Below are 26,983 nucleotides of genomic sequence, written 5' to 3'. Positions count from 1 at the left end.
CCCTCATGACCACCTCCGCACTCCCCCTCTCCGGCCGTGTCGCGGTCGTCACCGGCGCTTCCAGTGGCCTCGGCGAGGCCTCCGCCGAGCATCTGGCCTCGCTGGGCGCCCGGGTCGCCGTACTGGCGCGTCGTGCCGAGCGGCTGGACGACCTGGTCGCCCGGATCGAGAAGAACGGCGGACAGGCCCTCGCCCTCACGGTGGACGTCACCGACCCGACGGCGGTACAGGCGGCGGCCGACCGGGTGGCGGCCGAACTGGGTGGCGCCGACCTGCTGTTCAACAACGCCGGCGTCATGCTCCCCGCTCCCGTCGAGGAGTTGGCCACGGATCAGTGGCGGCAGCAGATCGACCTCAACGTGAACGGGCTGATGCACGCCATCGCCGCCTTCACCCCGCAGTTGGTTGCGTCGGCCGCCGAGCGCGGTGTGGCCGACCTGATCAACACCTCGTCGATCGCGGCCCAGAACATCTTCCCCACCTTCGCCGTCTACTCCGCGACGAAGGCGTACGTCAGCCATCTCTCCCGGCATCTGCGCACGGAACTGGGCCCGAAGAACGTCCGTGTCTCGGCGCTGGAGCCCGGCATCGTCGGCACCGAGCTCCAGGGCCATGTCACCGACGCGGGCGCCCGCGCCTGGCTGGACGGTGCCCGGGAGTCGATGGAGTGGCTCGTCCCGCAGGACGTCGCCGAGACCGTCGGCTTCATCGCCTCGCTGCCGCCGCGGGTGAACGTCCAGCAGGTCACGGTGATGCCGACCGGCCAGGCGAACTGAGCGCCACGGCGTCGGCCGGCGGACACCCAGAGTCAATGTTGTGCACTTTATTGACGGCAGTCATCTGAGGGCCTAATTTCGCGGTGTCCTTCCCCCTCATGGGAGACCCCTCTCATGAGAGACGCCCTCAAGGGAGACCGCGATGCCCTCGTCCCCCGCCGCCGCACCGCCCACGGCCTCCGAACGGACCCGCCAGCTGCGCCGAGTGGCCCTCTCCGGGCTGCTCGGCACCGCCGTGGAGTTCTACGACTTCCTCGTGTACGGAACCGTCGCCGCGCTCGTCTTCGGCGAACTGTTCTTCCCGGGCGCCGATCCCGCCGTGGGCACGATCGCCGCCTTCGGCACCTTCGCCGCCGGTTACGTCGCCCGACCGCTCGGCGGCGTCCTCTTCGGTCACTTCGGCGACCGGCTGGGCCGCAAGTCGATGCTGCTGCTCACGATGGGCCTGATGGGCGGCGCCAGTTTCCTCATCGGTCTGCTGCCCACGTACGAGACCATCGGTGTGTGGGCACCGGTGCTGCTGATCGCTCTGCGCGTGATCCAGGGCATCGCGATCGGCGGCGAGTGGGGCGGCGCCACCCTGATGGTCGTCGAGCACGCGGGCGAACGGCGCCGCGGGCTGTGGTCCAGCTTCACGCAGATGGGAGCCCCGCTCGGTTCCCTGCTGTCGACGGCCGTCGTGGCGTACGTCGTGACGCTCCCGAAGGACGAGTTCGCGGCCTGGGGCTGGCGACTGCCGTTCCTGCTGAGCGTCGTCCTGCTCGGCGTCGGCATGTTCGTCCGGCTGAAGGTGGTGGAGAGCCCGCTGTTCGCCGAGGTGAGGAAGGACAGCGCCGAGTCGCGGCTGCCGATCCTCGACGTGCTGCGCACCCCACGTCCCGTGCTGCTGGCCTGCTGCGTCGGCATCGGCGCCTTCACCGCCCAGTCGCTGCTGACCAGCTACATGATCGCGTACGCCACCGGCATCGGGTACGCCCGTCCGCAGGTGCTGGACGCCCTCACCGTCTCCGCCTGTGTCGCCCTCGTGGTGCTGCCGTGCGCCTCGGCGCTCTCCGACCGGGTCGGCCGCCGCCCGGTGGTCCTCATCGGCGCCGTCACCTCGGCCGCGCTCGCCTTCCCGGTCATGGCGCTGGTCGACTCGAAGTCGCCGGGGCTGCTGATCCTGGCCGTGGTCCTCGGTCACGGCATCGCCCAGTCCACGATGTACGGCCCGCTGGGCGCCCTGCTCACCGAGATGTTCGGCACCAAGGTCCGCTACACCGGCGCCTCGCTCGGCTACCAGGGTGCCACCCTCGTCGGCGCCGGCTTCTCCCCCATGATCGCCGGCAGCCTGGTCGCCGGCAGCGGCAGCAGCACGCCCGTCGCCCTGCTGCTCTGCGGCGGCGCCGCGATCACCGCTCTGACCGTGTGCTTCGTCCGCGAGACCCACCGCACGACCCTCACCGAGCCCACCGCACAGCCCAACGTCCCCCACACGGAGGAGATCTCCGCATGACGAACGGCACCCGCACCACCTGCACCGTGGCCGTCCTGCTCGCCGTCGCCGCGCTGCCCGCCCCGGCGACGGCGACCGCCGCGGACACCAGCCACATCGAGGGCCAACTGCCCTCGGGAGCCGCGTACATGATGGACGTGCCCGCCGACTGGAACGGCACGGTCCTCCTCTTCAGCCATGGCTACCGTCCCCAGGGCGCCCCCAACCCCGCCCAGAACGCCTCGGACAACACCACCAAGTCCTTGCTGCTGCAGAGGGGTTACGCCCTCGTCGGTTCGTCCTACGCGAGCACCGGCTGGGCGGTGACCGACGCGGTGCCGGACCAGCTCGCCACCCTCGCCGTCTTCAAGGACCGCTTCGGGACGGCACGCCGCACCATCGCGTGGGGGCAGTCGTACGGCGGGCTCGTGACCACCGCCCTCGCCGAGCGCGCGCCGCAGCGCATCGACGGCTCCCTGTCGATGTGCGGCCTCGTCCACGGCGGCGTCGCCAACTGGAACAACACCCTCGACCCGGTCTTCGCCCTCAAGACGCTGCTCGCCCCCGACTCCGCGATCCCCCTCGTCGACATCCCGGACCGGACGGCAGCCACCAATGCCGCCAACACCCTGACGGCCGCGGTGGATTCGGCCCAGAGCACGGCCGAGGGCCGGGCCCGCATCGCACTGGCCGCCGCCCTGCACAACATCCCGGGCTGGAACGACCCCTCCCAGAGCCGGCCCGCCGAGACCGACTGGGCCGGCCGGCAGGCCAACCAGTACACCGCCCTCAAGGGGCTGCTCCAACTCCCCGCGTTCAGCTGGCGATTGGAGGCCGAGACCCGGGCCGGCGGCAACATGTCCTGGAACACCGGCGTGGACTACGCGCGGCTCCTCGGGCAATCCTCCGTCCGCAAGGAGGTCACCGAGCTGTACAAGAAGGCGGGGCTGTCCCTGCGCAAGGACCTCGCCACGCTCAACAAGGCTCCGCGCATCGGCGCCGACCCGTCCGCCGTCGCCTGGATGAGCGGCACGAGCGCCTTCACCGGCAGACTGACCAAGCCCCAGCTGGACATCCACACCATCGGTGACGCCCTGGTCCCGGTCCAGACGGAGAGTGCCCTGAAGCGCGCGGTCACCGCCGCGGGGTCCTCCCGTCTGCTGCGTCAGGCGTACGTCGACAACGCCGGGCACTGCACGTTCAGTCCGGCCGAGCAGCTCGGCGCCCTGCACACGCTGGAGGACCGCATCGGCGCCGGCGAGTGGCCCGCCACGGATGCCGCCTCCCTCAACTCCCGTGCCAAGAAGGCCGACTCCACCACCCCGGCCCGCTATGTGACGTACCGCCCCGCGCCCTACCCGCGCCCGTACGACCTCGCGCACCCGGCCGACGGCCGGTAGGTCAACCGGCGGTGAGGGCAGGGCACCCCTCGTCGGTCCCAGCCACCCTCCGTCCACTGCCGTCGGTCACCGCGACGGTGACCGGCGCGGTGGACGGAGCGGTGACCCGGTGGGCGCCCGCGGCCGTGCAGATCACCTGCCGGGCCGCCATACCGCTCAAGGGGCCGGTGCCGGTGGGCAGTCGGAGGGTGAGCCGGTCGCCCCGCACCTCGGCGGTGGGCCCGTCCGTCGGTGTCTGCCACAGCGGTTCGCCGGGCGACGGCGTCACCCTCTCCGCCGGTGCGGCGGACGGCGACGGTGTCGCCAGGGCGGGTCGCACCCGGATCGCGGTGGTCAGCCGCTTCCCCAGCTCCCCGGGCGTCGGCCCCCGCAGCAGCAGCCGCACCGCGTCCCCGGCGTTCCCGGGCATCGCGGTCGTGCGCGGGACCGCGACCAGCGTGCCCTCGTGGACGAAGTAGACCGGCGTGACGGGCGCGATCCCGCTCGCCGGACCGCCGGCCTCCACCACACCGGTGGTGGGGATGTCGCAGGAGGCGAGGGCGAGCAACACCGGCAGCGCGACCAGTGCGAGGGCCTTCATGACGGGTGCTCCTCGGTCGACTCGTCCCGCCGCAACGGGAGTTTCACGGTGAAGAGGGCGCCGCCCGCCGGATGGTTCGCCGCGCGGACGGTGCCGCCGTGGAGGCGGACGTTCTCGGCGGTGATCGACAGGCCGAGGCCGCTGCCCTCGGAGCGACTCCTGGCGGTGTCGGACTTGTAGAACCGTTCGAAGACATGCGGCAGGACGTCGTCCGGGATACCGGGCCCGGTATCGCACACCTCGATGACGGCGCGGCGTCCAGCGGAGCCGTGCAGCACGTCCAGGCGTACGCGCACCGGCTCCCCGCCGTGTTTGAGCGCGTTGCCGACCAGGTTGGCGACGACCACGTCGAGGCGGCGCGGGTCCACGCGTCCGCGGGCCGTGTCGGGTGGCGGCAGCTCCGCGCTCACGGTGTCCGACCAGCCGCGGGCGCCGAGGGTGCGCCGTATGGACTCGGCGAGGTCGATCTCGTCCAGGTGCAGCACCGCGGCCCCGGCGTCGAACCGGGACATCTCCATCAAGTCGTCGACGAGGCGGGCGAGTTTGACGGTCTCCTCGCTGATCAGCCGGACGGCGGTGGCCGTGTCGGGGTCCAGCCGGGCGGCGTCCTCGTCCAGCACGTCGGTGACGGCCGACATCGCGGCGAGCGGAGTGCGCAGTTCGTGCGAGACGTCCGCGGCGAATCGGCGGGCCCGCGCCTCCATCTCGCGCAGCTCCGCCACCGAGGTCTCCAGCGCGGCGGCCGTCTCGTTGAACGCGTGGGAGAGGTCGGCGAGTTCGTCGGAGCCGTTGACGTCGAGCCGGGTGTCGAGGCGGCCCTCGGCCATCCGCCGGGTGGCGTGCCGGAGCGCCCGCACCGGCACGAGCACGCCGCGGGCGGCGAACAGCGCGAGCACCACGGCGAGGGCCAGGGCCGGCACCATGGCCCGCTCGACGGCGGTCACCAGGGCGTCGACATAGGCCTGTTCGGTGGTCTGCGGGACCACCAGGAACACCCGCACGCCGGAGGCCAGCCGGGATGCGTCCGGCTCGCCGAAGGTGACCGACATGCCGACGACGAGGGAGGTCCGGCCGCCTTCGCTCACCCGTTGGAAGACGGTGGCCCGGCTGGAGGCGACGGCCGTACGGACGGCGGGCGTCAACTCGGCGAAGGTGTCACCGGGCACGGAGGACGCGCTCAGCTCGCGGTAGGTCACGAGTACCCGCCAGCTCCCGGACGCGTCGGCCGCCGCGACATCCGTGGCGAACCGCCGGAGCGTCGACTCGCTCGGAGGGTAGGGGAGTTCGGGGGCCCGCTCGCTCAACCGTGCCCGCAGCTGGCCGATCACGGCGTCCTGGCTCTGCTGGAGGACCCCGATCCGGGCCTCCCGGAAGGTCAGCGCGCCCGTAGTGGCGGCGGCGACACCGGCGACGAGCCCGAAGGCGACGACGAGACGGGCGCGCAGCCCGCGGAGCCTGCGGGGTTTCACGGGGCCGCGAAGCGGTAGCCGAAACCGCGGACGGTGTGGATGTACCGGGGGGCGCGGGGCGGTTCGGCCATCTTCGTGCGCAGCCGCTTGACGCAGGCGTCGACCAGGCGGGCGTCGCCGTGGAAGTCGTGCTCCCAGACCGCCTCCAGCAGCTGCTGCCGGCTGAACACCTGGCCCGGCGAGGCGGAGAGGGTGAGCAGCAGCCGCAGTTCGGAGGGGGCGAGCGAGATCGGTTCGCCACCGAGGCCGACGGTCAACCCGGCCCGGTCGATGCTCAGTTCACCGTAGGTGTCGATCTTCGGCAGTCCCTCGCCGGCGGGCGGGCCGCCGGCGCGGCGCAGGACGGCACGGATGCGGGCGTCGAGGACCCTGGCGGTCACGGGTTTGACGACGTAGTCGTCGGCCCCGGCCTCCAGGCCGATGACGATGTCGACCTCGTCGCCGCGGGCCGTGGCCATGATGACCGGCAGCGCCTGGTCGACGGCCCGGATGCCGCGGCAGACCTCGAGTCCGGGCATGCCGGGCAGCATCAGGTCGAGGACCACGATGTCCGGCCGGAACGACCGCAGTTGCGCCAGTCCCTCCTCCCCCGTCGCGGCGGCGGAGACGTCATGGTTCTGGCGACGCAGCGCGAGGGCGACGCCCTCACGGACGGCACGGTCGTCTTCGATCAACAGCACACGTGGCATGGGCTCAGTATCCACAGAGGCAACACCAGCACGGGAGTTACCCTTTCGTTATCGGCTGGGCCAGGTCCGATCACATGGCGATCACACCGTGAGTGACCGTGACCAAGCACAAGCGGGAGCCCCGGGGCAACAGGGGCAAACTGACCGTCGGCCTCGCCGCGTTGACCATCCTCGGGGCCGTCGGCTGCACGGTGGTGGCCTGGCCGCCGTCGGACGAGCAGGGGACGTCGGCGAACAGCGCGCTGTCGGAGCCGACCTCGCGTCCGTCCCCCACGCCGACCAGAACTCCCCGCCGGACGCCCAGCCCCCGAACGTCCCCGAGCCCCACGAAGTCGCCCACCCTCCCCCGGACGGGCCCCGGAACCTATGCCACCGCACCCGGCGGGAGCGCGAAGGCGGGCAAGGGTACGGCGTTTCGCTATCGGGTCGAGGTCGAGTCGAACATCGACCTGTCCGCCGAGGAGACCGCCCGGGCGGTGGACCGCATCCTGGGCGACCCCCGCGGCTGGACGGCCGACGGGCACTCGGCGTTCCAACGGGTCGCCGACGGCCCCGCCGACTTCGTCGTCCGCCTCGCCACCCCCGCGACCGTCGACGCGGTCTGCGGCCGAAGCGGCCTGGACACCGGCGGCCGCTACAACTGCTCGGCCGGCGACGACGTCATGGTCAACCTGGACCGCTGGGTCCTGGCGACCCCCGTCTACGCCAAGGACGTCACCGCGTACCGCGCGCTGATCATCAACCACGAGGTGGGCCACTTCCTCCACCACGGCCATGTCACCTGCCCGGGCGAGGGCGAACCGGCCCCGGCGATGATGCAGCAGATCAAGGGCATGCACGGCTGCGTCCCCAACGTCTGGCCGTACGACACCGAGGGCCGGCTCATCACCGGCCCCGCCGTCCCCTGACATGGCCGTCCCACCTTCGGCCGAAGCCGACCTGTCCCCCTCCGGCAAGCCCGGGCAGACTGGGGCGTCGGCCCACCTGTTCCCGCCCTGTCCCACCGTCCCCGGGGAGACTTCGGTGTCCAGAACTCGCCGTACCACCCTCAGACGCTCACGCTGGTCCGCCTCGGCGCTGGGCCTGCTGGTCCTGGCCGCCCTGGGAGCGTCCGGCACCACGACCACGGCGGTCGCCGTACCGTCCGCCGCTTCGGTGGCCGGCGCGGCCTCGGCGGTCGCGTCCCTGGACATCGCCGGGACGACCTGGGCGGTGGACGAGCACACCGGAAGGCTGCGGGTGCTCGCGGACGCCACGGTCTCGGACGCGGACCTGGCCGGACTGCGCGCCGCAACCGACCGGTTCACCGGCGCCGCCACCCTCGATCGGCTCGACGGCCGGCTGCGCACGCTCCTGTCCGGCGGTGACGGCATCTACACCTCCGCGTGGCGCTGCTCGGCGGGCGTCAACGTCCAGAGCGGTACCACGTACTACTTCATCACCGCCGGCCACTGCACCGACGGCGCGTCCACCTGGTACACCAGCGCCGCCCTCACCACGCCGGTCGGCCCGACCACCGTCACCAGCTTCCCCGGCGACGACTTCGGTGTCGTCCGCTACTCCAACACGGCCGTGCCGCACCCCGGCACCATCGGCACCGTCGACATCACCGGCACCGCGACCGCTTATGTCGGCCAGAGCGTGTGCCGCCGGGGAGCGACCACCGGCGTCCACTGCGGCCGGGTCACGGGCCTCAACGCGACCGTCAACTACGGGAGCGGTGAGGTCGTCTACGGCCTGATCCAGACGAACATCTGCGCCGAGCCCGGCGACAGCGGCGGTCCGCTCTACGCCGGCGACAAGGTCATCGGCATCCTCTCCGGCGGCTCCGGCAACTGCACCTCGGGCGGGACCACCTACTACCAGCCGATCCAGGAAGCCCTGAACGCCTACGGGCTGTCGGTCTACTGAACCGGGTGCCCCGGTCACGGACGTGCCGTGACCGGGGTCCGGGATCAGCCGACGCGGTCGGTACCGGGCGCCGCTAGTTCCGGTAGCGGAACACGATCCGGCCGCGGTTCAGGTCGTAGGGCGGAAGTTCCACCAGCACCCGGTCCTCCAGCATGATCTTGATGTAGTTCTTGCGGATCTTCCCGCTGATGTGCGCGAGCACCTGGTGGCCGTTCTCCAGTTCCACGGTGAACATGGCGCTGCGCAGACACTCCACGACCCGGCCCTCGACCTCGATGACGTTCTTGTGCTTCGTCATCGCACCAGCTCCAGGTTGCTGCTCAGCCGCCGGGCGCCGACGCCCTCGAACAGTGCCGAGGCCGCCCGGTTGGACTCCTGAACCTCGGTGAAGGCCGTGGCGTGCCCGGCCAGGTGCTGTGTCTCCAGCGCGTGGGCCAGCAGCGCCCGGGCGATGCCTCGGCGCCGCTCACCGGCCCGGACCGCGAGCAGTCCGATGCGCGGCCGGATCGGCACCACGACCCGGATGAGCCCCACGTAGCGTTCCGGCGTCGCGGCCACCGCATATTTCGACGGGTCGACGACGGTGTCCCCTTCCGGGAACGGGATCACCTCCGCCGGCATCGACTGCCAGCCGACGCTCGCCTCGACCTCGGCCCGGATCGCCCGGTCCACCGCCCGCAGCAGATCCTCGTCCGCCTGACCGGCGGGCACGATCGTCACGCCGGCCGGGGGCAGTACGGCGTCCAGTCCGGTGACCCGCGGGTCGGTCGGTACGCCGTACTCCCCTTCGCGGCGCCGGACGGTGAACCCGGCCCGCTGCCAGGCGGCCGTCAGTTCGACGTCCGCTTCGTCCACCACGGTGTGCAGCGGTGCCGGCAGGACTGCCAGGAGCGCCTCGGCGAGACGGTCGAAGACGGGTTCGTGCCAGGCGTCGATACTGACGAACAGGCGGCCGTCGGGCCGGTGACGGGCATGTCCGCGACCGACCACCAGGTCGTCGTCCAGTGCGTGCCACTCGCCGTACGCGACGCGCGTGACCGTCACCGCGTTCTCACTCGAACCAAGTGCAGAAGGCTGTGTGTTCATCGGAGTCTCCCTCCAGGAGTGCCTCGATCTCAGGCGCTCCTGGCGACACCGAACGTCAGCCGCCGGACCGTGACGGATCGAGGGAGCACCCACGGGTAACTGTGTTCACGGGGCTCACCTCCAGATGACGTCTTCACGGTCCACCGCGAACCTAGCAGCGTGCCGTCGTCGCGCTCAAAGCCTTTTTCGCGAACGCGCGTCACGCTCCCGCGAGGAAGGTGAGGCGCACCGTGCGCCGCGGGTTGTCCTTGTTCGTGTCGACCAGGCACACCGACTGCCAGGTCCCCAGTTCCAGCCCGCCGCCGATGACCGGCAGCGTCGCGTGCGGCGGTACGAGGGCCGGGAGGACGTGGTCGCGGCCGTGGCCGGGGCTGCCGTGCCGGTGCTGCCAGCGGTCGTCGGCGGGGAGGAGGGTGTGCAGGGCGGCGAGGAGGTCGTCGTCGCTGCCGGCGCCCGTCTCGATGATCGCGATGCCCGCGGTGGCGTGCGGGACGAAGACGTTGAGGAGGCCGTCGCGGCCGTCGGCGGCCTCGCGCAGGAAGGCCTCGCAGTCGCCGGTGAGGTCGACGACGCGCTCGGCCGATCCGGAGGAGATGTTCAGAACTCGGGTGGTGAACGCAGCTGACATGCGTCCATCCTCGCCCATGCGGCGGGCCGCGCGGGTGAGCCGCTGCCCGCCCTTCGATACGGCGGGTCCATTCCGCGAGACACCATTGACCATGGCCACGCCATCTGGCTACGTTCGGCCGCATGTTGCGTTCAGCTCTGCTCACCACGCGCGGTCACATCGACCTGCTGCGGGTGGCCTCCGCCGCGTGTCGCCGCGGCCGCTGACGCCCTTCTTCCCTCTCCTCACACCCGCGCCGCCCCCTGCCCGTACGCGTCCCTGACGCGGCGGTGTCCCGGCGCATCCCGCTCTCCCCCTCCGCGGAGCACCCATGAGCATCAGCCATGCCCCACCCAGCGCTTCCGGGCCGGATATTTCCGGTATACCCGGCAAGAAGGCCGCGCTCGACCTCGAACCTCTCGTCCCCGCCTCCTCCCGCCGCACCCGCGTGCCCCGTTGGCTGCGCCGCACGACCGGGCCGGTGGTGCTGCTCGTGCTGTGGCAGGTCCTCAGCGCCACCGGCGTGCTGACCTCCGGCGTGCTGGCCTCGCCGGGCCGAATCGCCCAGGTCGGCAGCGATCTGATCGCCGACGGTTCGCTGGCCTCCGCCATGGGCACCTCACTCCAGCGTGTCGCGGCGGGGCTGCTGTTCGGCACCCTCGTCGGCACCGGACTCGCCCTGGTCTCGGGCCTGTTCAGGATCGGCGAGGATCTGGTGGACGCCCCCGTCCAGATGCTGCGGACCGTGCCGTTCGTCGGTCTGATCCCGCTGTTCATCATCTGGTTCGGCATCGGCGAGACACCGAAGATCGCCATCATCACGCTCGGCGTGACCTTCCCGCTCTACCTCAACGTTTACGCCGGTATCCGTGGCGTGGACTCCCAACTCATCGAGGCAGGCGAGTCGTTGGGGCTGTCCCGGTGGGGCCTGGTGCGTCATGTCGTGCTGCCGGGCGCGCTCCCCGGCGCGCTGACCGGCCTGCGCTACTCCCTCGGCATCGCCTGGCTGGCGCTGGTCTTCGCCGAGCAGGTCAACGCGGACTCCGGGATCGGGTTCCTCATGGTGCAAGCCCGGGACTTCCTGCGGACCGACGTGATCCTGGTCTGCCTGATCGTCTACGCCTTCCTCGGCCTGCTGGCCGACTTCGTCGTCCGCTCCCTCGAAAGGCTGCTGCTGCAATGGCGACCGACATTCACCGGCCGGTGAGCACGCAAGGCAACACCCAGGCGGTCCGCGTGGCGGGGCTGACCCGCTCCTTCGACGGCCGTGCCGTGATCGACGATCTGCGACTCGACGTCCGGCAGGGTGAGTTCGTGGCCCTGCTCGGTCGCAGCGGCTGCGGCAAGTCCACCCTGCTGCGCATCCTCGCCGGACTCGACCGGGACATCGAGGGCACCGTCCTCGTGCCGCGCCGCAAGGCGGTCGCGTTCCAGGCGCCGCGGCTGATGCCGTGGAAGAAGGTGTGGCGCAACGTCGTACTGGGGCTGCCCGGCAAACCCGGACGGGGTGTCGCCGACCAGGCACTGGAGGAGGTCGGGCTCGGCCATCGGGCGGACGCCTGGCCCAAGACCCTCTCCGGCGGCGAGGCCCAACGGGCTTCCCTGGCACGGGCGTTGGTCCGTGAGCCCGATCTTCTGCTGCTGGACGAGCCGTTCGGTGCCCTCGACGCCCTCACCCGGATCAAGGCCCAGCGCCTGGTCGGCGAGTTGTGGCAGCGGCGCGGCTGCGCGGTCCTGCTCGTGACGCACGACGTCGAGGAGGCCGTCCTGCTCGCCGATCGCGTCCTGGTGATGGACGACGGGGTCATCGCCCATGAGCAGCACATCGATCTCGCCCGTCCCCGCGACATCGCCGACCCGCGCTTCGCCGAGCTCCGCGCCGGCCTGCTGGAACGGCTCGGTGTCGACACCGCGGCCGAAGCCGCCTGAACCACCGCCCCCCACCCCATGAACGGAACCGTCATGCGACGACGTCTCGCCCCCGCCGCCCTGCTTCTCCCCCTCGCCCTCCTGCTCACCGCCTGCGGCGGCAGCGCGACCGCCGGCACCGGCTCGGACACCGACGGCCAGGGCTCCCTCACCCTCAACGTCGGTGACCAGAAGGGCGGTTCGGAGGCGATCCTGCGGGCCGCCGGCGAACTCAAGGGCCTCGACTACAAGATCAAGTGGTCCACGTTCACCTCCGGCCCGCCGCTGCTGGAAGCCGTCAACGCCAAGGCCGTCGACATCGGCGGGGTCGGCAACACCCCGCCGGTGTTCGCCGCCGGCGCGGGTTCGAAGATCACGGTCGTGTCCGCGTTCCACGGCACGTCCAAGGGCGACGCCATCCTCGTACCGAACGGCTCGAAGCTGACGAAGCCCGCGCAGCTGAAGGGCAGGTCCATTGCCGTGGCGCAGGGTTCGTCCGCCAACTACCAGCTGGTCGCCTCGCTGAGGAAGGCCGGGCTGAGCCTCGGCGACGTGCACGTGAAGTATCTCCAGCCGGCCGACGCGCTCGCCGCGTTCACCTCCGGCAAGGTCGACGCGTGGGCGGTCTGGGACCCGTACACCTCGCAGGTGCTCCAGTCGAAGCAGGGGCGGATCCTGACCACCGGTGACGGGATCACCAACGGGCTGACCTTCCAGGTGGCGGCGCCCTCCGCGCTCCAGGACAAGGAGAAGGCCGCCGCCGTCAAGGACTATCTGGAGCGGCTGCGGCGGGCCACGGCCTGGGTGTACGACCACCAGGAGGAGTGGGCCGGGGTCTGGGCGATGGACACCGGGCTGCCCTACGAGGTCGCGCTGGCCTCGGTGCGGCGGACGAACGCCACCCGGATCTCGGTCGCGGTCGACAAGCCGCTGGTCGCCTCGGAGCAGGAGATCGCGGACACCTTCACCGAGCTGAAGCTGATCCCGAACAAGGTCGACTTCGGCGCCTTCGTGGACACGCGCTTCAACGGCGATCTGCCGCCGTCCACCACGGCGGCGCGCGGCGAGGGCTAGGCAGGGAAGACCCGCGACCCCGAGGCTGTTGGTAGAAAGGTGAACAACACTGAGGTCGTGGTCATAGGCGCTGGTCAGGCAGGTCTTTCCAGCGCCTATCACCTGCGCCGAACCGGTTTCGAGCCCGGGCGCGACTTCGTCGTGCTGGACCACTCCCCCGGGCCCGGGGGCGCCTGGCAGTTCCGGTGGCCCTCGCTGACGTACGGCAAGGTGCACGGGATGCACGCGCTGCCGGGGATGGAGCTGACCGGCGCCGACCCCGCCCGGCCGTCCTCCGAGGTGATCGCCGAGTACTTCGCCACCTACGAGCGGACGTTCGACCTGCGGGTGCGGCGGCCCGTGGATGTGCACGCTGTCCGGGAGGGCGAGAGCGGGCGGCTGCTCGTCGAGACCTCGGCCGGGACCTGGGCGACCCGGGCGCTGATCAACGCGACCGGCACCTGGGACCGGCCCTTCTGGCCGCGCCGTCCCGGGCAGGAGACCTTCCGGGGACGGCAGTTGCACACCGCGCAGTACCCGGGGCCCGAGGAGTTCGCGGGGCAGCGGGTCGTGGTGGTGGGCGGCGGCGCGTCCGGTACCCAGCATCTGATGGAGATCGCCCCGTACGCGGCCGGCACCACCTGGGTGACCCGTCGGCCGCCCGTCTTCCGCGAGGGCCCCTTCACCGAGGACGTCGGCCGGGAGGCCGTGGCGCTGGTCGAGGAGCGGGTGCGCCAGGGGCTGCCGCCGAGGAGTGTGGTGTCGGTGACCGGACTGCCGCTCAACGACGCGATCCGTCAGGCCCTCGCCGACGGCGTCCTCGACCGGCAGCCGATGTTCGACCGGATCACCCCGGAGGGGGTGGCCTGGAACGACGGGCGGCATGTCGACGCCGACGTCATCCTGTGGGCGACCGGGTTCCGGGCCTCCGTCGACCATCTGGCGCCGCTGAAGCTGCGTGAGCACGGCGGCGGGATCCGCGTCGAGGGCACTCGCGCGGTCGCCGATCCTCGCATCCATCTGGTCGGCTACGGCCCCTCGGCCAGCACCATCGGCGCCAACCGGGCGGGGCGGGCGGCCGTGCGGGACATCAGACGGCTGCCGGCCGGGGAGCCGGTCGCCGCCTGACACTCCCGGACGTCACTTCGTGGGCTGGGCGCTCTTCTTCTGGTTGGCGTTGAACTCGGCCACGTTGCGCAGGTGTTGCTCGTAGTCGGCCGTGAAGCGGGTGTCCCCCGGCTTGACCGTGACGAAGTACAGCCAGTCGCCCGGGGCCGGCGTGATCGCGGCACGCATCGCGTCCTCACCGGGGTTGTCGATCGGGGTCGGGGGCAGCCCCATGCGCTGGTACGAGTTGTAGGGGCTGTCGATCCGGGTGTCGGCGTCGGACGTCTTCAGCGTGGCGCGGTTCAGCGCGTAGTTGATGGTGGAGTCCATCTGGAGCGGCATCCCGCGCTCCAGCCGGTTGAAGACCACCCGGGCCACCTTCCCCATGTCGGCCTTGGTGGCGGCCTCGGCCTGGACGATGCTCGCGATGGTCACCGCCTGGTACACGTTCATCGCGTTGCGCTGGGCGCCGGCGGCGATGGGCGCGCCGTTGAACTTCTTGTTCGCGGTGTCGACCATGAACGACAGCAGCGACTCCGGCGTGGACTTCTCGTCCAGCGGATACGTCGCCGGGAAGAGCCAGCCCTCCGGGTTGCCCTCGGCGTCGGTCGGAAGTTTGAGGCCGGCCTTGCCGAGGGCCTTCCTGGTGGTGCCGGCCGGGCGGGCGAGCGCCTTGTCGACGGCGTCGTACACCTGGCTGGAGCGCCAGCCCTCCGGGATCACCAGCGAGGTGGGCTTGGCGTCCTCGTCGCTCTGGAGGCTCAGCAGCGGTACCGCCACGGCGGTGCCGGCCACGACGGCCCCGGTCGCGATGAGGGCGAGTCGGCCCCGGCGCGTCAGTCGAATCGTGCTCCGTGGCGGAGTGTTCTGGTACATGCGGGCACGGTAACGGTCATATCGTCACAAACCCGGCATATCTTCAGCTTGTCGGTTCCAGTTGAGCATCCCGGCGTAGGAGGGCGGCGTAGCGTCCGTCCAGTTCCAGCAGTTCCTCGTGGGTGCCGCGTTCGGCGGGGCGGCCGGAGTCCAGGACCACGATCTGGTCGGCGCCCCGGACGGTGGACAGCCGGTGCGCGATGGTGAGCGTGGTGCGATTGGCGGAGAGCGCGTCGATGGCTTCCTGGACGGCCCGCTCGGTGCGGTTGTCCAGCGCGCTGGTCGCCTCGTCGAGGATCAGGACCGGCGGATCGCGCAGGATCGTGCGGGCGATGGCCAGCCGCTGCTTCTCGCCGCCGGAGAAACGGTGACCGCGCTCGCCGACGACGGTGTCGTAGCCGTCGGGCAGGTGCGCGATGTGGTCGTGGATCTGGGCCGCCTTCGCCGCCGCGTGCAGTTCCTCGTCGGTGGCGTCGGGCTTTGCGAAGCGCAGGTTGTCGGCGACCGAGGCGTGGAAGAGGTACGTCTCCTGGGAGACGACGCCGACCGCGCGCGCGAGCGTGTCGAAGTCGAGGTCGCGGACGTCGACGCCGTCGAGGGTCACCCGGCCGCCGGTCACGTCGTACAGGCGCGGCACGAGATGGCCCAGCGTGGACTTGCCGGCGCCGGTCGGGCCGACGACCGCGAGGCTGCTGCCCGCCGGGACCGTGATGTCGACGCCGTCGAGCGTGGCGGCGCCCTTCTCGTCGTACCGGAACTCGACGTCCTCGAACCGGACCTCGCCCTTGACGGTGTCCAGGTGGACGGGGTTCTCCCGCTCGGTGATGTCTATCGGCAGGTCGAGGTACTCGAAGATGCGCTGGAAGAGGGCGAGCGAGGCCTGTATCTGGACGCCGGTGCCGAGCAGGCTGACCGCCGGGCGGAACAGGCCCTGCTGGAGCGAGACGAAGGCGACGATGGTGCCGATCGAGACGTCCGGGCCGCCCATCTGGAGAGCGAGGCCGGCGGTCCAGTAGATGACGGCGGGCATCGCCGCCATGACGATCGTGATGACGGCCATCCGCCAGCGCCCCGCCATGTTCGACTTCACTTCCAGGTCGACCAGGCGCTCGGACTCCTCGGAGAAGGACTGCGTGAGCGAGTCGGAGCGGCCCATCGTGCGACCCAGGAGGATGCCGCTGACGGAGAGCGACTCGGTGACCGTGGCGGCCATCGCGGCCATCTGCTTCTGGCGCTGGGTGGTGATCTTCTTGCGTTCGTTGCCGACCCGGCGGCTGATCCACACGAAGACGGGGAGCAGGAGCAGCGAGACGACGGTGAGGCGCCAGTCGAGGGCGATCATCGCGACGATCGTGGCGACGACGCTGGTGACGTTGGAGACCAGGGAGGTCGCGGTGGAGGTGACGGTGGCCTGCATGCCGCCGATGTCGTTGGCGATGCGGGACTGAACCTCGCCGGTGCGCGTGCGCGTGAAGAACGCCAGCGACATGCGCTGGAGGCGGTCGTAGACGGCGGTGCGCAGGTCGTGCATGACGCGCTGGCCGACCGTCGTGGAGATCAGGGTCTGCAGGACGCCGAAGACGCTGGTCAGCACCGCGCTGAGGATCATGCCGAGCGCCAGCAGGCTGAGCAGCCCGGTGCGGCCCTCGGGGATCGCGACGTCCAGCGTCTCCTTCAGCATGAAGGGGGTGGCGACGGAGACCAGCGAGGCGGCGCCGACGAGCAGGCCGACGACGGCGAGACGGCTGCGGTAGGGGCGGAAGAGCTTCAGGATGCGGCGGACCTGCCGGGGCTGCTCCGGGGTGTCGGAGTCAGCGGGCGGCGTCCATCTGGATGCGTTGTCGGGGTGCATGGGCTCCTTCGGGAGGCTGGTCGAAGCGGATTCACGGACCTTAGCTCATAGTTACCTATACTCACAATGCACATAGTCCTGTTATTGTTCCCGTATGACGACCCCCGATTCCGACGGTCTGCTCGCCGAGCAGTTGCTCCGCTTCACGCGGCGTGTGCACCGCATCCAGAAGCGGCACATCGAGCAGAGCGGCATGGGAGTCACCCCGGCCCAGTCCCGTTTGCTGCGCACCCTCGCGCACTACGGCTCGCCGCCGCGCATGGCCGATCTCGCCGAGCGGCTCGAGGTGGTCCCGCGCGCGGTGACGACGCTGGTCGACGGCTTGGAGGCGGGCGGAAAGGTGCGGCGCGTGCCGGATCCGACGAACCGGCGGGTCATCCGGATCGAACTCACGGACGACGGGCGCAAGGCGCTGCGCGAGTTGCGGGAGGCGCGGCGGTCGGCGGCGGCGGAGATCCTGGCGCCGCTGACGGAGGAGCAGCGCCGGGTGCTGGGCGACTTGCTGGACACCTTGGTGGACGGGGACCCGCCCGAGCGGGGCAAGCGCTGCTGACAGCATGAAGAGGGCCGCGGTTGGTCGCCGCGGCCCTCTTCGATTGTCTGAGGTCAACTGGCCTCGGTCACCGTCTCCTTGGTCTGCCGGGCGGGAGTCTCGGCAGCGGCGTCCTCGACCTCGCCGTCCAGCGCCTTCTTGGCCTTCTCCAGATCCAGCGCCCCTTCCCACCGGGACACCGCGAAGACGGCGACGCAGTTGCCGAGCAGGTTCGTCACCACGCGCATCGAGTCCATGATCCGGTCCACGCCGAGCAGCAGCGCCACCGCGCCGGCCGGGATCGCGCCCAGCGAGGACGCGGTCGCCGACAGAGCGAGGAAGGCCGAGCCGGGGATGCCGGCCATGCCCTTGCTGGTGAGCATCAGCACCAGGATCACGGTGATCTGCTGGCCGAGGCCGAGGTCGACGCCGACCGCCTGGGCGATGAAGAGCGTGCCGATGGACAGATAGAGCGAGGCGCCGTCGAGGTTGAAGGAGTAGCCGGTCGGCAGCACCAGGCCCACGGCGTCGTCGCGGGCGCCCGCCTTGCGCAGCTTCTGCATCACACGCGGCATGACGGACTCGGTGGACGCGGTGCCGAGCGCGAGCAGCATCTCGGCGCGGATGTAGCGCAGGAACTTCCAGAGGCTGAGCCCGGTGACCAGGCGCAGGGCGACGGCGAGGAGCGCGATGAAGAGCGCGGCGGCCACGTAGCACAGGACGATCAGCTTGGCGTAGGTCTCGATGACGCCGAGCCCGTACTGGCCGATCAGGACGGCCATCGCGCCGAACACCGCGATCGGGGCGAGCCGCATGATGAAGCCGACGACCGCGAAGATGATCTCCTGGGCCTGCTCGACGGCGGGCAGCACCTGGGGCACCTTGGTGTGGCCGAGGTGGAGCAGCGCGGCGCCCACCAGGCAGGCCAGGATGAGCACTTGGAGGAGCTCGTTCTCGGCGAAGGCGCCGATGAAACTGGTCGGGATCGCGTTGACGACGAACTCGGTCGTCGAGGGCAGCGAACCGCCGCCGGTCTTCGCGTCGACCGCCGAGGCGTCCAGCGTCGAGGGGTCGACGTGCATGCCGGAGCCCGGCTGGACGACGTTGGCGGCGAGCAGGCCGATGATCAGCGCGAGCGTGCTCGCCACCTCGAACCAGATCAGGGCCTTGAGCCCGATCCGGCCGAACGCCTTGAGGTCACCGGCCTTGGCGATCCCGACGACGACCACGCAGAACACGAGCGGGGAGATGATCGTCTTGATGAGCCGGGTGAAGCCGTCGCCGAGCGGCTGGAGGTCGGCGGCGAAGCCGGGCCAGAGCTTTCCGACAACGATGCCGAGGACCAGTGCACAGAGGACCTGTGCGAAGAGAGAGGTACGCAGTATGCGTGCGACGCGTCGCGGCAGGGACGGGACGGACGGCGGCACGGGCACTCCTTGTGGGGGACGGTGGCGCGCAGAAGCCCCTGGGGAGAACTTCTGCGATACGGAAAGCGGCTTCCGTGACGATCACTGTGACCGCGCCGTTGATCTCCCGCGAGACCGCCGCGTTTCAGCCGGGTAAATCACACCGTGAGTGACGCATCGCACACAACTCCCGTCAGCAGCCCGCGTGATCCTCGGTGAGCACCCCCTGAACGGTGGTCAGGGAACGGTCGTAGCAGCCGCCGGGGCCGTACGACCGGTAGCGCTCACTCGTCGTGCCGACCGCGTGCCGCTGGTCGCGCGGGACGTTCAGGGTCCAGGTGGCGTCGCCGGTGTAGGTGTCGTCGAGACGGTGCCGCAGGCGTCCGTCGGTGGCGACCGAGGCCCGGTCCCCGAGCGTCAGCACGGTCCGCAGCCGGTCGTCCGCGCCGATCGTCGTGGTGCCGTCCATCGTGTACGTCCGCTGCGTGCGCGTCGTGTGCGCCGGGCCGCGCCCGTCGACCGTGACCGCCTCGGCGTCCGTCCAGGTCGCTTGGAGACCGTCGACGTTCTCGCTTTCGGTCCAGCGGTGTGTGGAGGTGTTGGCCAGCGACCGGCGGACGGTGGTGGTCACGCGGCCGTGCGAGGTGTCGACGTAACCGGCGACGGTGAGCCGATGGGCGCCCTCGGTGTTGAGTCGGTGCTCCGAACCGGGCGTGTACGACGAGGAGTTGGTGAGGTCGCCGACGGTGTGCGTGGTGAGCCTCCCGGTGACGTGGGCGCTCCTGGCGTCCTGCCAGACGGCGACGTTCACGGGCGCGCTCCAGCCGCTCTGCCCCTCGGGGACGCCGACGACGTCCACTTGGATTCGGTGCGGCGCACCGTCGTTGAGGAGACCCGCGAACGGCGTCAGGTCGTATTCTATCGGCTTGACGTCGAAGGCGCGCGGTCCCGGAATCACGTACCAGAGGAAGGGGTTGGACCAGCCGCCGGTCCACACGTGCGGGAACGGGGCGGCGATGCCGGCGAGTTGGCCGTCGACCTTGATCTGCACCTCACGATAGGGGCCGCCCGTCGCCTTGCAGGAGTACGGCGCCTCGTCGGGCACCGTCAGATACCAGTACTCCTCACAACCGCCGCCCGAGCCGGTGGCGTACACCTCGGCGACGATGCGTTCGCTGTTGCGCGGGGTCGTGACGGTGCCGTCGGTGAGGGGCAGGACCCGGTCGGGGACCTTCGCCGCGTCGGGCCTGCCGGCGTAGAACGTCAGCGTGACCTTGACGTCGATGACACCCGTGTACGTGTCGTCGACGACGTTGCCGATGAGCATCTCGACGTCCTGGGCGGAGCGGAGGGTGTCGCTGTAGCGCGTGACGTCCTTCTCGACCGACCACTCGATCCCGTCGGGCGACGGCTCCGGAGTCGACGTACGGAAGATCTCAACCCCGCCGACCCGCAGATACCCGAGCCGGTCGTACTGACGGCCCTTCACCTTGCCGTCCATCCGCAGGACCACCTTACTCCAGCGGTCGCCGCAGCCGTCGGGCGGTGTGTAACTCCCCTTGTACGGGGTGAAGTCGCGGAACCGGGCTTCGGCGAGGGTGACTTGGCAGGACCTGCCGGAAGGCTTGGCGACGGGGGGCGCGGCGGTGATGGGGTCGTGCCAGTCGCTGCCGAACTCGGCGGGGACGTCTGCGGCTTGGACCGGCGCGGTTCCCAGGAGGGTGCTCGCGAGGAGGGTCGCTCCGGCGAGCATGGACATGATGAGCCGTCTCTTCATGGCCGGTGTTCTACGGCGAGTCGGGCGCCCCGCGCAATGACGCCTCCCCCGCGCGTACTAGCCCGCCAGGTCGGCCCTGTCCCCCATCACCACCACCGGGTGCCGGTCCGGGTCGAGCGTGCGCAGGAGGTACTCCATCGCGGGCTTGGACAGGCTGACGCACGCCGACGTACCGCTGCCGTGGTCCATGTGCAGCCAGATCCCGCCGCCCTTGGGGTCGCCCTCGGGGCGGGTCGGGTCGTTCGGCGGGGTGCCCTTGACGCGGTTGTAGTCGATGGCGATGACGTAGTCGAAGTCGTGCCAGTGCGACTTCGCCCACCAGCGCGGGGCCGCGAAGGCGGCGGACCGCGTGTACGGGAGTCGCGAACCGGGGTCCGCCAGGACGCCGCCCGCGTCGGTGAGCGTGAACACGCCCACGGGGCTGCGCTTGTCGCCCTCGTGGTGGTCGGTCGTCCAGCCCTTCTTGCCGTTGTGCGCGGGCCAGTCACGGACGCGGTGCCATGCGGAGCCCCGCTTCGTGTAGAGCGCGACCGTGGAGTCCGGCGAGTCCTCGCCGGCTCCGTAGACCGCGACGACCTGGCGCGCGTCGGCGGGGATGCGGCGCCGGAGGCGGTCACCGACGTCGGGGATGCCGCTCGGGGCGACGGTCGCGGCACCGGCCCGGGGTTTCGTCGGCGAGCCCGCGTCCGGTGATACCGCACAGGCGGACAGGGCCAGGATCAGGGAGCCGCAGAGCACCGCACACCGCACATCGATCGACACGGCGCCATGGTCGCACCGGGGCGCACCCCGACACGCGGAAAACCGGTTGCCCCCGACCACGGAATGACGCGAACCTTTCACGGTTTGCTACCGCCGTCCGCGGGCCCAACCACCCCCCTGACACGAGCCACTGGGACGTCATCCGTCATGCAGATCCAAGACCTTCCTTATCCCGACCCGGGTGTGCCGGACGCGCGCTCCGGTCCCCGATTCCTGTGGTGGCTCTTCCGGAATCAACTGGGCGGCCAGCTCAGATCCCTGTCCTGGGGACTGCTGCACTTCGTCTCCGTGTCCGCCCTGCCGTTCTGTGTGGGCCTCGCCGTCCAGGCCGTCGTCGACCGCTCCGGCACCCGGCTCGCCCTCGCGGGCGGGCTGCTGGCGCTGGCCGGTGCCGCCATCGCGCTCGGCGACACTTTTCTGCACCGCACCGCCATCACCAACTGGATCACGGCCGCCGCCCGCGTCCAGCAGCTGCTCGCCCGCAAGGCGGCCACTCTGGGCTCGGCGCTGACGCGGCGGGTCGCGGCCGGTGAGGTCGTGGCCGTCTCCACCGGCGACGTCGAGAAGATCGGCTGGTTCGTGGAGGCCGTCTCCCGGTTCACCGCCGCCGCGCTCACCATCGTGCTCGTCTGCGTGGGCCTGCTGGTCTACCAGCCCGCGCTCGGTGTGGTCGTCGCCGTCGGTCTGCCCGTACTGGCGCTCGCGGTGCTGCCGCTGCTGCCCCGGGCGACCCGACGGGCCGACTTCCAGCGCGAGAAGGCCGGCCGCGCCACCGAGCTGGCCTCGGACACCGTCGCCGGACTGCGGGTACTGCGCGGGATCGGCGGCGAGGAGCTGTTCCTCGACCGCTACCGCAGCGCCTCCCAGGAGGTACGGCACGCCGCCGTGCGCAGCGCCCGGATGTGGGCCCTGATCTCCGCGATCCAGGTGCTGCTGCCGGGGCTGCTGCTGATCGCGGTCGTCTGGCACGGCGTCGGCCTCGCCCGCGAGGGCCGCATCACCGTCGGCGAACTCGTCACCGTCTACAGCTCGGTCATGATCATGAGCTATCCGCTGCGGCACTTCGAGGAGATCGCCATGGCGTACTCCTTCTCGCGTCCGTCGGCCCGCCGGGCCGCGCGCGTGCTGTCGCTGGAGCGGGTCACGTCCGCCGAGGGCTCGCTGGCCGCTGAGGCGCCGTCCGGTGACCTGTACGACCCGGCGACCGGAATGCTCGCGCCCACGGGGCGGCTCACCGCCGTGGTGTGCGGCGACCCCGACGCTGCGGGGCTGCTGGCGGACCGGCTGGGCGGCCACCCCATCTCGGCCGGGGAGGACCCGTCGGTGCTGCTGGGCGGCGTGCCGCTGGACGAGTTGCCGCTCTCCGCCGCGCGCACGGCCGTCCTCGTCCAGGACAAGGACCCGGTCCTGCTCTCCGGGACGCTGCGCGAGCTGCTGGACGTGCCCGCGTCGGGCGACGTCGACCCCCGCGAGGCGCTGACGGCCGCGCAGTGCGACGACGTCCTGGCCGCCCTGGTGCAGGGCTCGCTCGGCGTCGAGGACCCGCTGGACGCCCGGATCACCGAACGCGGGCGCTCCCTGTCGGGTGGTCAGCGCCAGCGGCTCGCGCTGGCCCGGTCGCTGTTCACCGACCCGGAGGTGCTCGTCCTGGACGAGCCGACCTCGGCCGTCGACTCGCACACCGAGGCCCGGATCGCCGAGGGCGTACGGGAGTTGCGGGCGGGCCGCACCACCGTGGTGTTCACCTCCTCGCCCCTGCTGCTGGACCGCGCGGACCGGGTCGTCCTGGTCCACGAGGGCGAGGTCGTGGCCGTGGGCGTGCACCGCGAACTCGTGCACAAGGAACCCCGGTACCGCGCGGTCGTCACCCGCGAGACCGACCACGAACTGGAAGAGCTCGAAGAGCTGGAAGAGATCGAGGAGACAGCATGATCGGCGTGGCGCCACCGGCGTACGACCCGGCGGCCCCGACGACGGCGAACACCCTGCCCGTCGGGGGCCCCGCCACCGTACGCGCCTATGTGGCCGAACTGTTCCGCCGGCACCGCCGTGCCTTCCTCGTCCTCGTCGCCGTCAACACGGTGTCGGTGATGGCGTCGATGGTGGGGCCGTGGCTGCTGGGCGGGCTCGTGGACCGGGTCTCGGAAGGGGCCCGGGAGGTGCATCTGGAGCTGACCGCGGGGCTGTTCGTGGCCGCGCTCGCCGTCCAGGCCGTGTTCGTGCGGCAGGTGCGGCTGCGCGGCGCGATGCTCGGCGAGCGGATGCTGGCCGACCTGCGCGAGGACTTCCTCGTGCGCTCGGTCGGGCTGCCGCCAGGCGTGCTGGAACGGGCCGGCACCGGCGACCTGCTGTCCCGGATCACCACCGACATCGACCGGCTGGCCAACGCCATGCGCGAGGCCGTGCCGCAGCTGGCGATCGGCGTGGTGTGGGTGGCGCTGCTGCTCGGCGGGCTCGTGGTCACCGCGCCACCGCTGGCCGCGGCCGTGCTGCTCGCCCTGCCGCTGCTGGTGATCGGCTGCCGCTGGTACTTCAGGCGGGCGCCGTCCGCCTACCGGTCGGAGGCCGCCGGGTACGCCGCCGTCGCCGCCGCTCTCGCCGAGACCGTGGACGCCGGGCGCACCGTCGAGGCGCACCGCCTCGGGGAGCGTCGCGTCGAGCTGTCGGAGCGGCGCATCAAGGAGTGGACGGCGTGGGAGCGGTACACGCTCTGGCTGCGGTCCGTGCTGTTCCCGTTCATCAACATCACCCACGTGATGATCCTCGGCTCGGTCCTGATGGTGGGCGGCGTGTTCGTCCTGCACGGCTGGATCGACGTCGGCCAGTTGACGACCGGTGCGCTGATCGCGCAGATGCTCGTCGACCCGGTCGGGCTGATCCTGCGCTGGTACGACGAGTTGCAGGTCGCCCAGGTCTCGCTGGCCCGCCTGGTCGGCGTCCGCGAGGTCGAACCGGACGCCGGTGACGCCGCCGTGGCCCCCGACGGACGCCAGGTGCGGGCGGACGGGGTGCACTTCGGCTACCTGGAGGGCGTGGACGTGCTGCGCAAGGTGTCCCTGGAGGTCGCCCCCGGCACCCGGATGGCGCTGGTCGGCCCGTCCGGCGCGGGGAAGTCGACCCTGGGCCGGCTGCTCGCGGGCATCTACGCGCCGCGGGACGGCCGGATCACCCTGGGCGGCGCGGAACTGTCCCGGATGACGGCGGAGGGCGTGCGCTCGCACGTCGCCCTGGTCAACCAGGAGCACCACGTCTTCGTGGGCTCCCTGCGCGACAACCTCCTCCTCGCCCGCACCGGCGCCGAGGACGCCGAGCTGTGGGCGGCGCTGGGTGCGGTCGACGCGGACGGCTGGGCGCGGGCGCTCGACGAGGGACTCGACACCGAGGTCGGTTCGGGCGGGTTCTCCCTCACCCCGGCGCAGGCCCAGCAGATCGCGCTGGCCCGCCTGGTGCTGGCCGACCCGCACACGCTGGTCCTGGACGAGGCGACGTCGCTGCTCGATCCGCGCGCGGCCCGTCATCTGGAGCGGTCCCTGGCCCGCGTCCTCGACGGCCGCACCGTCGTCGCCATCGCCCACCGGCTGCACACCGCCCATGACGCGGACGTGATCGCCGTCGTCGAGAACGGCCGCATCAGCGAGCTGGGCAGCCATGACGAGCTGGTCGCGGCGCAGGGGGCGTACGCGGCGCTGTGGAGGTCGTGGCACGGGTGACGGGGCGCGCCGCGCGGTGGGCAAGTCAGTAGCCGTAGCCGCCGGTGCCATCGTCGTCCGCCGAGGGGAGGGAGGCCTTGTTCGCCTTCCCCTCGGCGCCGAGCACGTACCAGATCCCGTCGATGCCCTGCCCCTTGCTGTCACCCGGCGCCTTGTCCTTGGCGTAGTAGTAGAGCGGGTGTCCCGCGTACGTCGCCTGCGGCTTGCTGCCCTTCGTGGTCCCGATGAGACCGGCATCGGCCCCGGAACCGGCCTTCGGCTTGCCCTCCATCGGCGGCCACAGCTTGAGGCACGAGGTGTCGCACTTCATGGAGTTGGTGTTCTTGCCGTCCGCAGTGAACAGGTAGAGCGTGCGGCCCCCGCCGTCGACAAGGATGCCGCCGAGCGGCGAGTCGCTCACCTTCACGGTGGATGTGTCCGTCGCGGTGGACGCCGTGCTGTCGGATCCGCCGCCGTACGACCCACCGCCGCCGCAACCGGCCAGCCCCAGTGCCGCCACGCATGCGATCCCGGTCAGGGTGATCCTGATTCGGTTCATGATCGTCTCCGTTCCTTCCGACGGAGGTTGTACGGCCGGCGTCGGCATAGGGATTGCCGCGCAATCCCTCCGCCCGGATCGGACGTATACAGAAGCGTGGAACTGTTTCCCCGCGCGGACCGGGTCGACGACGCCTCGCTCGTCGCCGGCTTCGCGCTGGGCGACGAGCAGGCCGCGACCGCCTTCGTCCGCCGCTTCCAGAACGCCGTGTACGGCCTCGCCCTGTCGGTGACCCGCGAACCGGGCCTCGCCGAGGACGTGAGCCAGGAGGTGTTCGTGCGGGCCTGGCGGGCGGCGGGCAGCTACGACCCCCGCCGTGCCTCGGCCCTCACCTGGCTGCTGACCATCACACGCAACGCCGCCATCGACGCCGTCCGCGCCCGCCGGCCCACGCCGGTGCTGGCCGAGACCCTCGAACGGCTCATCGACGTCACCTTGCGGGCCGACGCGCAGGAGCCCGACGACACGGAGCGGCTCGCCCTGGTCGCCCTGGAGAGCGAGCGCGCCCTCGCCCGGCTGCGCTCCCTGCCGGAGGAACAGGCGCGCGCCGTGGCTCTCGCCGTGATCGGCGGCTGTACGGCGGCGGAGGTGGGCCGGCACGAGGACATCCCGCTCGGCACCGCCAAGACCCGCATCCGCACCGGCCTGCGCAGGCTGCGCGAGGCGCTGAAGGAGGGAGGCCGAGATGGCACGTGAGCCCGGTCCCGACGCCCACCCCGACGAGGACGAACTGCTCGCCCTGGCCCTCGGCACGCTCCCGGGGGAACCGGCCGAGCTGCTGCGCCACCTCACCGCCTGCCCGGTCTGCCGCGCCACGTACGACGACTTCTCGGCGGCCGTCGACTCCGTGCTGCCCGCCGCGCCCTCCGTGGCGCCTCCCGCCGGGTTCGACGCGCGGGTCCTCGAACGGCTGGAGCTGCCCGCGCCGGGACGCACCGAGTCGCGCCCGGAGCAGCGCACGAGGCGGCGGCGGTCGTACCGGATGCCGCTGCTGGTCGCCGCTGCCGCCGCGGCCGGGATCTGCCTGGGGACGGCCGGTGCGGTGCTCGTCGATCCGGGGTCGCCGTCCGCCTCCCAGGTGGCGGTGAGTGACCGGGGGGCACTGCTGGTCACCGGTTCGGGTGCGACCGTCGGCACGGTCGAGCCCAGCCGCTACGGCACCGAGCCCGTGCTCGTCATGCAGATCACGGACGGCCGGCCCGGCACGCACTACACCTGCCGGCTCCTCCTCAAGGACGGCACCACCCGCGACGCGGGCCACTGGCGGCTCCCCTCCTCCGGGCGGGCCACCTGGATCGCGTACGGGGCCGCCGACTCCGTGGACCGGGTGGAGCTGGTGACGGGCGGGGGGCATGTGTGGTCGTCGGCGCAGATGGACTTCTGACACCGCAAGCCAGGCGCCCGTGCCGTTGCGCGGTCCCGAAAAGGGGTGGAAGGCTGGATAACGGCACCGGCTCGGGGAGCGCCCCG

27 protein-coding genes are annotated in these 26,983 nt (G+C 71.5%); 15 read left to right on the top strand and 12 right to left on the bottom strand.

Annotated elements, in window-relative coordinates; all coding sequences use genetic code 11:
• Window positions 1–5: 5 nt before the first annotated feature.
• The 3 genes from ACIHIX_RS27820 (at window position 6) to ACIHIX_RS27810 (ending at window position 3,650) form a co-directional block, all read left to right on the top strand.
• Entirely contained in the window at window positions 6–776 is a 771-nt protein-coding gene (locus ACIHIX_RS27820; protein WP_399960721.1) for an SDR family oxidoreductase, read from the top strand.
• A gap of 142 nt (window positions 777–918) precedes the next feature.
• Complete coding sequence (locus ACIHIX_RS27815) at window positions 919–2,271, top strand: MFS transporter (protein WP_399960719.1); 1,353 nt, start codon at window positions 919–921, stop codon at window positions 2,269–2,271.
• Window positions 2,268–3,650, top strand: a complete 1,383-nt coding sequence (locus ACIHIX_RS27810) for an alpha/beta hydrolase family protein (RefSeq protein ID WP_399960717.1) — start codon at window positions 2,268–2,270, stop codon at window positions 3,648–3,650. The genes ACIHIX_RS27815 and ACIHIX_RS27810 overlap by 4 nt, the downstream gene beginning before the upstream one ends.
• A 1-nt stretch (window position 3,651) precedes the next feature.
• On the opposite strand, the gene ACIHIX_RS27805 is transcribed toward ACIHIX_RS27810, so the two are convergent.
• Genes ACIHIX_RS27805 through ACIHIX_RS27795 form a run of 3 tightly spaced genes read right to left on the bottom strand, consistent with a single transcriptional unit; the run spans window position 3,652 to window position 6,388 of the window.
• Window positions 3,652–4,230, bottom strand: a complete 579-nt coding sequence (locus ACIHIX_RS27805) for a hypothetical protein (RefSeq protein ID WP_399960715.1) — start codon at window positions 4,228–4,230, stop codon at window positions 3,652–3,654.
• Window positions 4,227–5,699 carry a sensor histidine kinase gene (locus ACIHIX_RS27800; RefSeq protein WP_399960713.1) on the bottom strand — a complete coding sequence of 491 codons (1,473 nt, stop codon included), beginning with the start codon at window positions 5,697–5,699 and terminating at the stop codon, window positions 4,227–4,229. Before ACIHIX_RS27800 ends, ACIHIX_RS27805 begins: the two co-directional genes overlap by 4 nt.
• Window positions 5,696–6,388 (bottom strand): response regulator, encoded by a 693-nt coding sequence (locus tag ACIHIX_RS27795; protein WP_399960711.1) that lies wholly within the window; start codon window positions 6,386–6,388, stop codon window positions 5,696–5,698. Before ACIHIX_RS27795 ends, ACIHIX_RS27800 begins: the two co-directional genes overlap by 4 nt.
• 98 nt (window positions 6,389–6,486) lie before the next feature.
• Here ACIHIX_RS27795 and ACIHIX_RS27790 point away from each other — a divergent pair, with 98 nt between their 5' ends.
• Both ACIHIX_RS27790 and ACIHIX_RS27785 read left to right on the top strand, forming a co-directional pair.
• On the top strand, window positions 6,487–7,296 hold the full coding sequence (locus ACIHIX_RS27790; RefSeq protein ID WP_399960709.1) for a DUF3152 domain-containing protein: 810 nt from the start codon (window positions 6,487–6,489) through the stop codon (window positions 7,294–7,296).
• Window positions 7,297–7,411: 115 nt separating this feature from the next.
• Window positions 7,412–8,299 (top strand): S1 family peptidase, encoded by an 888-nt coding sequence (locus ACIHIX_RS27785; protein WP_399960707.1) that lies wholly within the window; start codon window positions 7,412–7,414, stop codon window positions 8,297–8,299.
• 73 nt (window positions 8,300–8,372) lie between these two features.
• Here ACIHIX_RS27785 and infA read toward each other — a convergent pair whose 3' ends face one another.
• The 3 genes from infA to ACIHIX_RS27770 all read right to left on the bottom strand — a co-directional run bounded on the left by infA (window position 8,373) and on the right by ACIHIX_RS27770 (window position 10,013).
• Entirely contained in the window at window positions 8,373–8,597 is a 225-nt protein-coding gene (gene infA, locus ACIHIX_RS27780) for a translation initiation factor IF-1 (protein WP_399960705.1), read from the bottom strand.
• Entirely contained in the window at window positions 8,594–9,385 is a 792-nt protein-coding gene (locus tag ACIHIX_RS27775) for a GNAT family N-acetyltransferase (RefSeq protein WP_399960703.1), read from the bottom strand. The genes infA and ACIHIX_RS27775 overlap by 4 nt, the downstream gene beginning before the upstream one ends.
• A gap of 199 nt (window positions 9,386–9,584) precedes the next feature.
• Window positions 9,585–10,013 (bottom strand): YjbQ family protein, encoded by a 429-nt coding sequence (locus ACIHIX_RS27770; RefSeq protein ID WP_399960701.1) that lies wholly within the window; start codon window positions 10,011–10,013, stop codon window positions 9,585–9,587.
• Between the two features lie 122 nt (window positions 10,014–10,135).
• Between ACIHIX_RS27770 and ACIHIX_RS27765 the strand changes: the two genes are divergently transcribed.
• From ACIHIX_RS27765 to ACIHIX_RS27745, 5 genes are all read left to right on the top strand, one after another.
• Window positions 10,136–10,219 carry a putative leader peptide gene (locus ACIHIX_RS27765; protein WP_313884353.1) on the top strand — a complete coding sequence of 28 codons (84 nt, stop codon included), beginning with the start codon at window positions 10,136–10,138 and terminating at the stop codon, window positions 10,217–10,219.
• Between the two features lie 104 nt (window positions 10,220–10,323).
• Window positions 10,324–11,199 carry an ABC transporter permease gene (locus tag ACIHIX_RS27760; RefSeq protein ID WP_399960699.1) on the top strand — a complete coding sequence of 292 codons (876 nt, stop codon included), beginning with the start codon at window positions 10,324–10,326 and terminating at the stop codon, window positions 11,197–11,199.
• A complete protein-coding gene (locus ACIHIX_RS27755; protein WP_399960697.1) occupies window positions 11,172–11,921 on the top strand; it encodes an ABC transporter ATP-binding protein in 750 nt (249 codons plus the stop codon). The genes ACIHIX_RS27760 and ACIHIX_RS27755 overlap by 28 nt, the downstream gene beginning before the upstream one ends.
• Window positions 11,922–11,954: 33 nt before the next feature.
• The gene (locus ACIHIX_RS27750; protein ID WP_399960696.1) at window positions 11,955–12,974 is read left to right on the top strand and encodes an ABC transporter substrate-binding protein; all 1,020 of its coding nucleotides are present in this window, start codon (window positions 11,955–11,957) and stop codon (window positions 12,972–12,974) included.
• Window positions 12,975–13,013: 39 nt separating this feature from the next.
• A complete protein-coding gene (locus ACIHIX_RS27745; RefSeq protein WP_399960694.1) occupies window positions 13,014–14,081 on the top strand; it encodes an NAD(P)-binding domain-containing protein in 1,068 nt (355 codons plus the stop codon).
• A 12-nt stretch (window positions 14,082–14,093) separates the two neighbouring features.
• On the opposite strand, the gene mltG is transcribed toward ACIHIX_RS27745, so the two are convergent.
• Window positions 14,094–14,936 (bottom strand): endolytic transglycosylase MltG, encoded by an 843-nt coding sequence (gene mltG, locus ACIHIX_RS27740; protein WP_399960692.1) that lies wholly within the window; start codon window positions 14,934–14,936, stop codon window positions 14,094–14,096.
• A 43-nt stretch (window positions 14,937–14,979) separates the two neighbouring features.
• Window positions 14,980–16,788, bottom strand: a complete 1,809-nt coding sequence (locus ACIHIX_RS27735) for an ABC transporter ATP-binding protein (RefSeq protein WP_399960691.1) — start codon at window positions 16,786–16,788, stop codon at window positions 14,980–14,982.
• Window positions 16,789–16,882: 94 nt separating this feature from the next.
• On the opposite strand from ACIHIX_RS27735, the gene ACIHIX_RS27730 reads away from it, so the two are divergent.
• Complete coding sequence (locus ACIHIX_RS27730) at window positions 16,883–17,341, top strand: MarR family winged helix-turn-helix transcriptional regulator (RefSeq protein ID WP_399960689.1); 459 nt, start codon at window positions 16,883–16,885, stop codon at window positions 17,339–17,341.
• Between the two features lie 53 nt (window positions 17,342–17,394).
• Here ACIHIX_RS27730 and ACIHIX_RS27725 read toward each other — a convergent pair whose 3' ends face one another.
• The 3 genes from ACIHIX_RS27725 to ACIHIX_RS27715 all read right to left on the bottom strand — a co-directional run bounded on the left by ACIHIX_RS27725 (window position 17,395) and on the right by ACIHIX_RS27715 (window position 21,265).
• On the bottom strand, window positions 17,395–18,747 hold the full coding sequence (locus ACIHIX_RS27725) for a cation:dicarboxylate symporter family transporter (RefSeq protein ID WP_399960688.1): 1,353 nt from the start codon (window positions 18,745–18,747) through the stop codon (window positions 17,395–17,397).
• A 172-nt stretch (window positions 18,748–18,919) separates the two neighbouring features.
• A complete protein-coding gene (locus tag ACIHIX_RS27720; protein ID WP_399960686.1) occupies window positions 18,920–20,503 on the bottom strand; it encodes a peptide-N4-asparagine amidase in 1,584 nt (527 codons plus the stop codon).
• Between the two features lie 57 nt (window positions 20,504–20,560).
• Complete coding sequence (locus tag ACIHIX_RS27715) at window positions 20,561–21,265, bottom strand: L,D-transpeptidase family protein (protein ID WP_399960684.1); 705 nt, start codon at window positions 21,263–21,265, stop codon at window positions 20,561–20,563.
• A gap of 147 nt (window positions 21,266–21,412) precedes the next feature.
• Between ACIHIX_RS27715 and ACIHIX_RS27710 the strand changes: the two genes are divergently transcribed.
• Together ACIHIX_RS27710 and ACIHIX_RS27705 are read left to right on the top strand one after the other, a co-directional pair.
• Entirely contained in the window at window positions 21,413–23,197 is a 1,785-nt protein-coding gene (locus ACIHIX_RS27710) for an ABC transporter transmembrane domain-containing protein (RefSeq protein ID WP_399960682.1), read from the top strand.
• On the top strand, window positions 23,194–24,975 hold the full coding sequence (locus ACIHIX_RS27705) for an ABC transporter ATP-binding protein (RefSeq protein ID WP_399960680.1): 1,782 nt from the start codon (window positions 23,194–23,196) through the stop codon (window positions 24,973–24,975). Before ACIHIX_RS27710 ends, ACIHIX_RS27705 begins: the two co-directional genes overlap by 4 nt.
• A gap of 25 nt (window positions 24,976–25,000) precedes the next feature.
• On the opposite strand, the gene ACIHIX_RS27700 is transcribed toward ACIHIX_RS27705, so the two are convergent.
• Window positions 25,001–25,513 (bottom strand): hypothetical protein, encoded by a 513-nt coding sequence (locus tag ACIHIX_RS27700; protein ID WP_399960678.1) that lies wholly within the window; start codon window positions 25,511–25,513, stop codon window positions 25,001–25,003.
• Window positions 25,514–25,609: 96 nt separating this feature from the next.
• Between ACIHIX_RS27700 and ACIHIX_RS27695 the strand changes: the two genes are divergently transcribed.
• Window positions 25,610–26,209 carry an RNA polymerase sigma factor gene (locus tag ACIHIX_RS27695; RefSeq protein ID WP_399960676.1) on the top strand — a complete coding sequence of 200 codons (600 nt, stop codon included), beginning with the start codon at window positions 25,610–25,612 and terminating at the stop codon, window positions 26,207–26,209.
• Window positions 26,199–26,897: a hypothetical protein gene (locus ACIHIX_RS27690; RefSeq protein ID WP_399960674.1), complete on the top strand. Its 699-nt coding sequence runs from the start codon at window positions 26,199–26,201 to the stop codon at window positions 26,895–26,897. Before ACIHIX_RS27695 ends, ACIHIX_RS27690 begins: the two co-directional genes overlap by 11 nt.
• The last annotated feature ends 86 nt before the right edge of the window (window positions 26,898–26,983 follow it).

It is taken from the genome of Streptomyces sp. NPDC051913 (genome assembly GCF_044593635.1).
Taxonomy (GTDB): Bacteria; Actinomycetota; Actinomycetes; order Streptomycetales; family Streptomycetaceae; genus Streptomyces.
The sequence above is the reverse complement of the archived record's forward strand: the minus strand, read 5'-3'. Positions and strand labels throughout refer to the sequence as shown.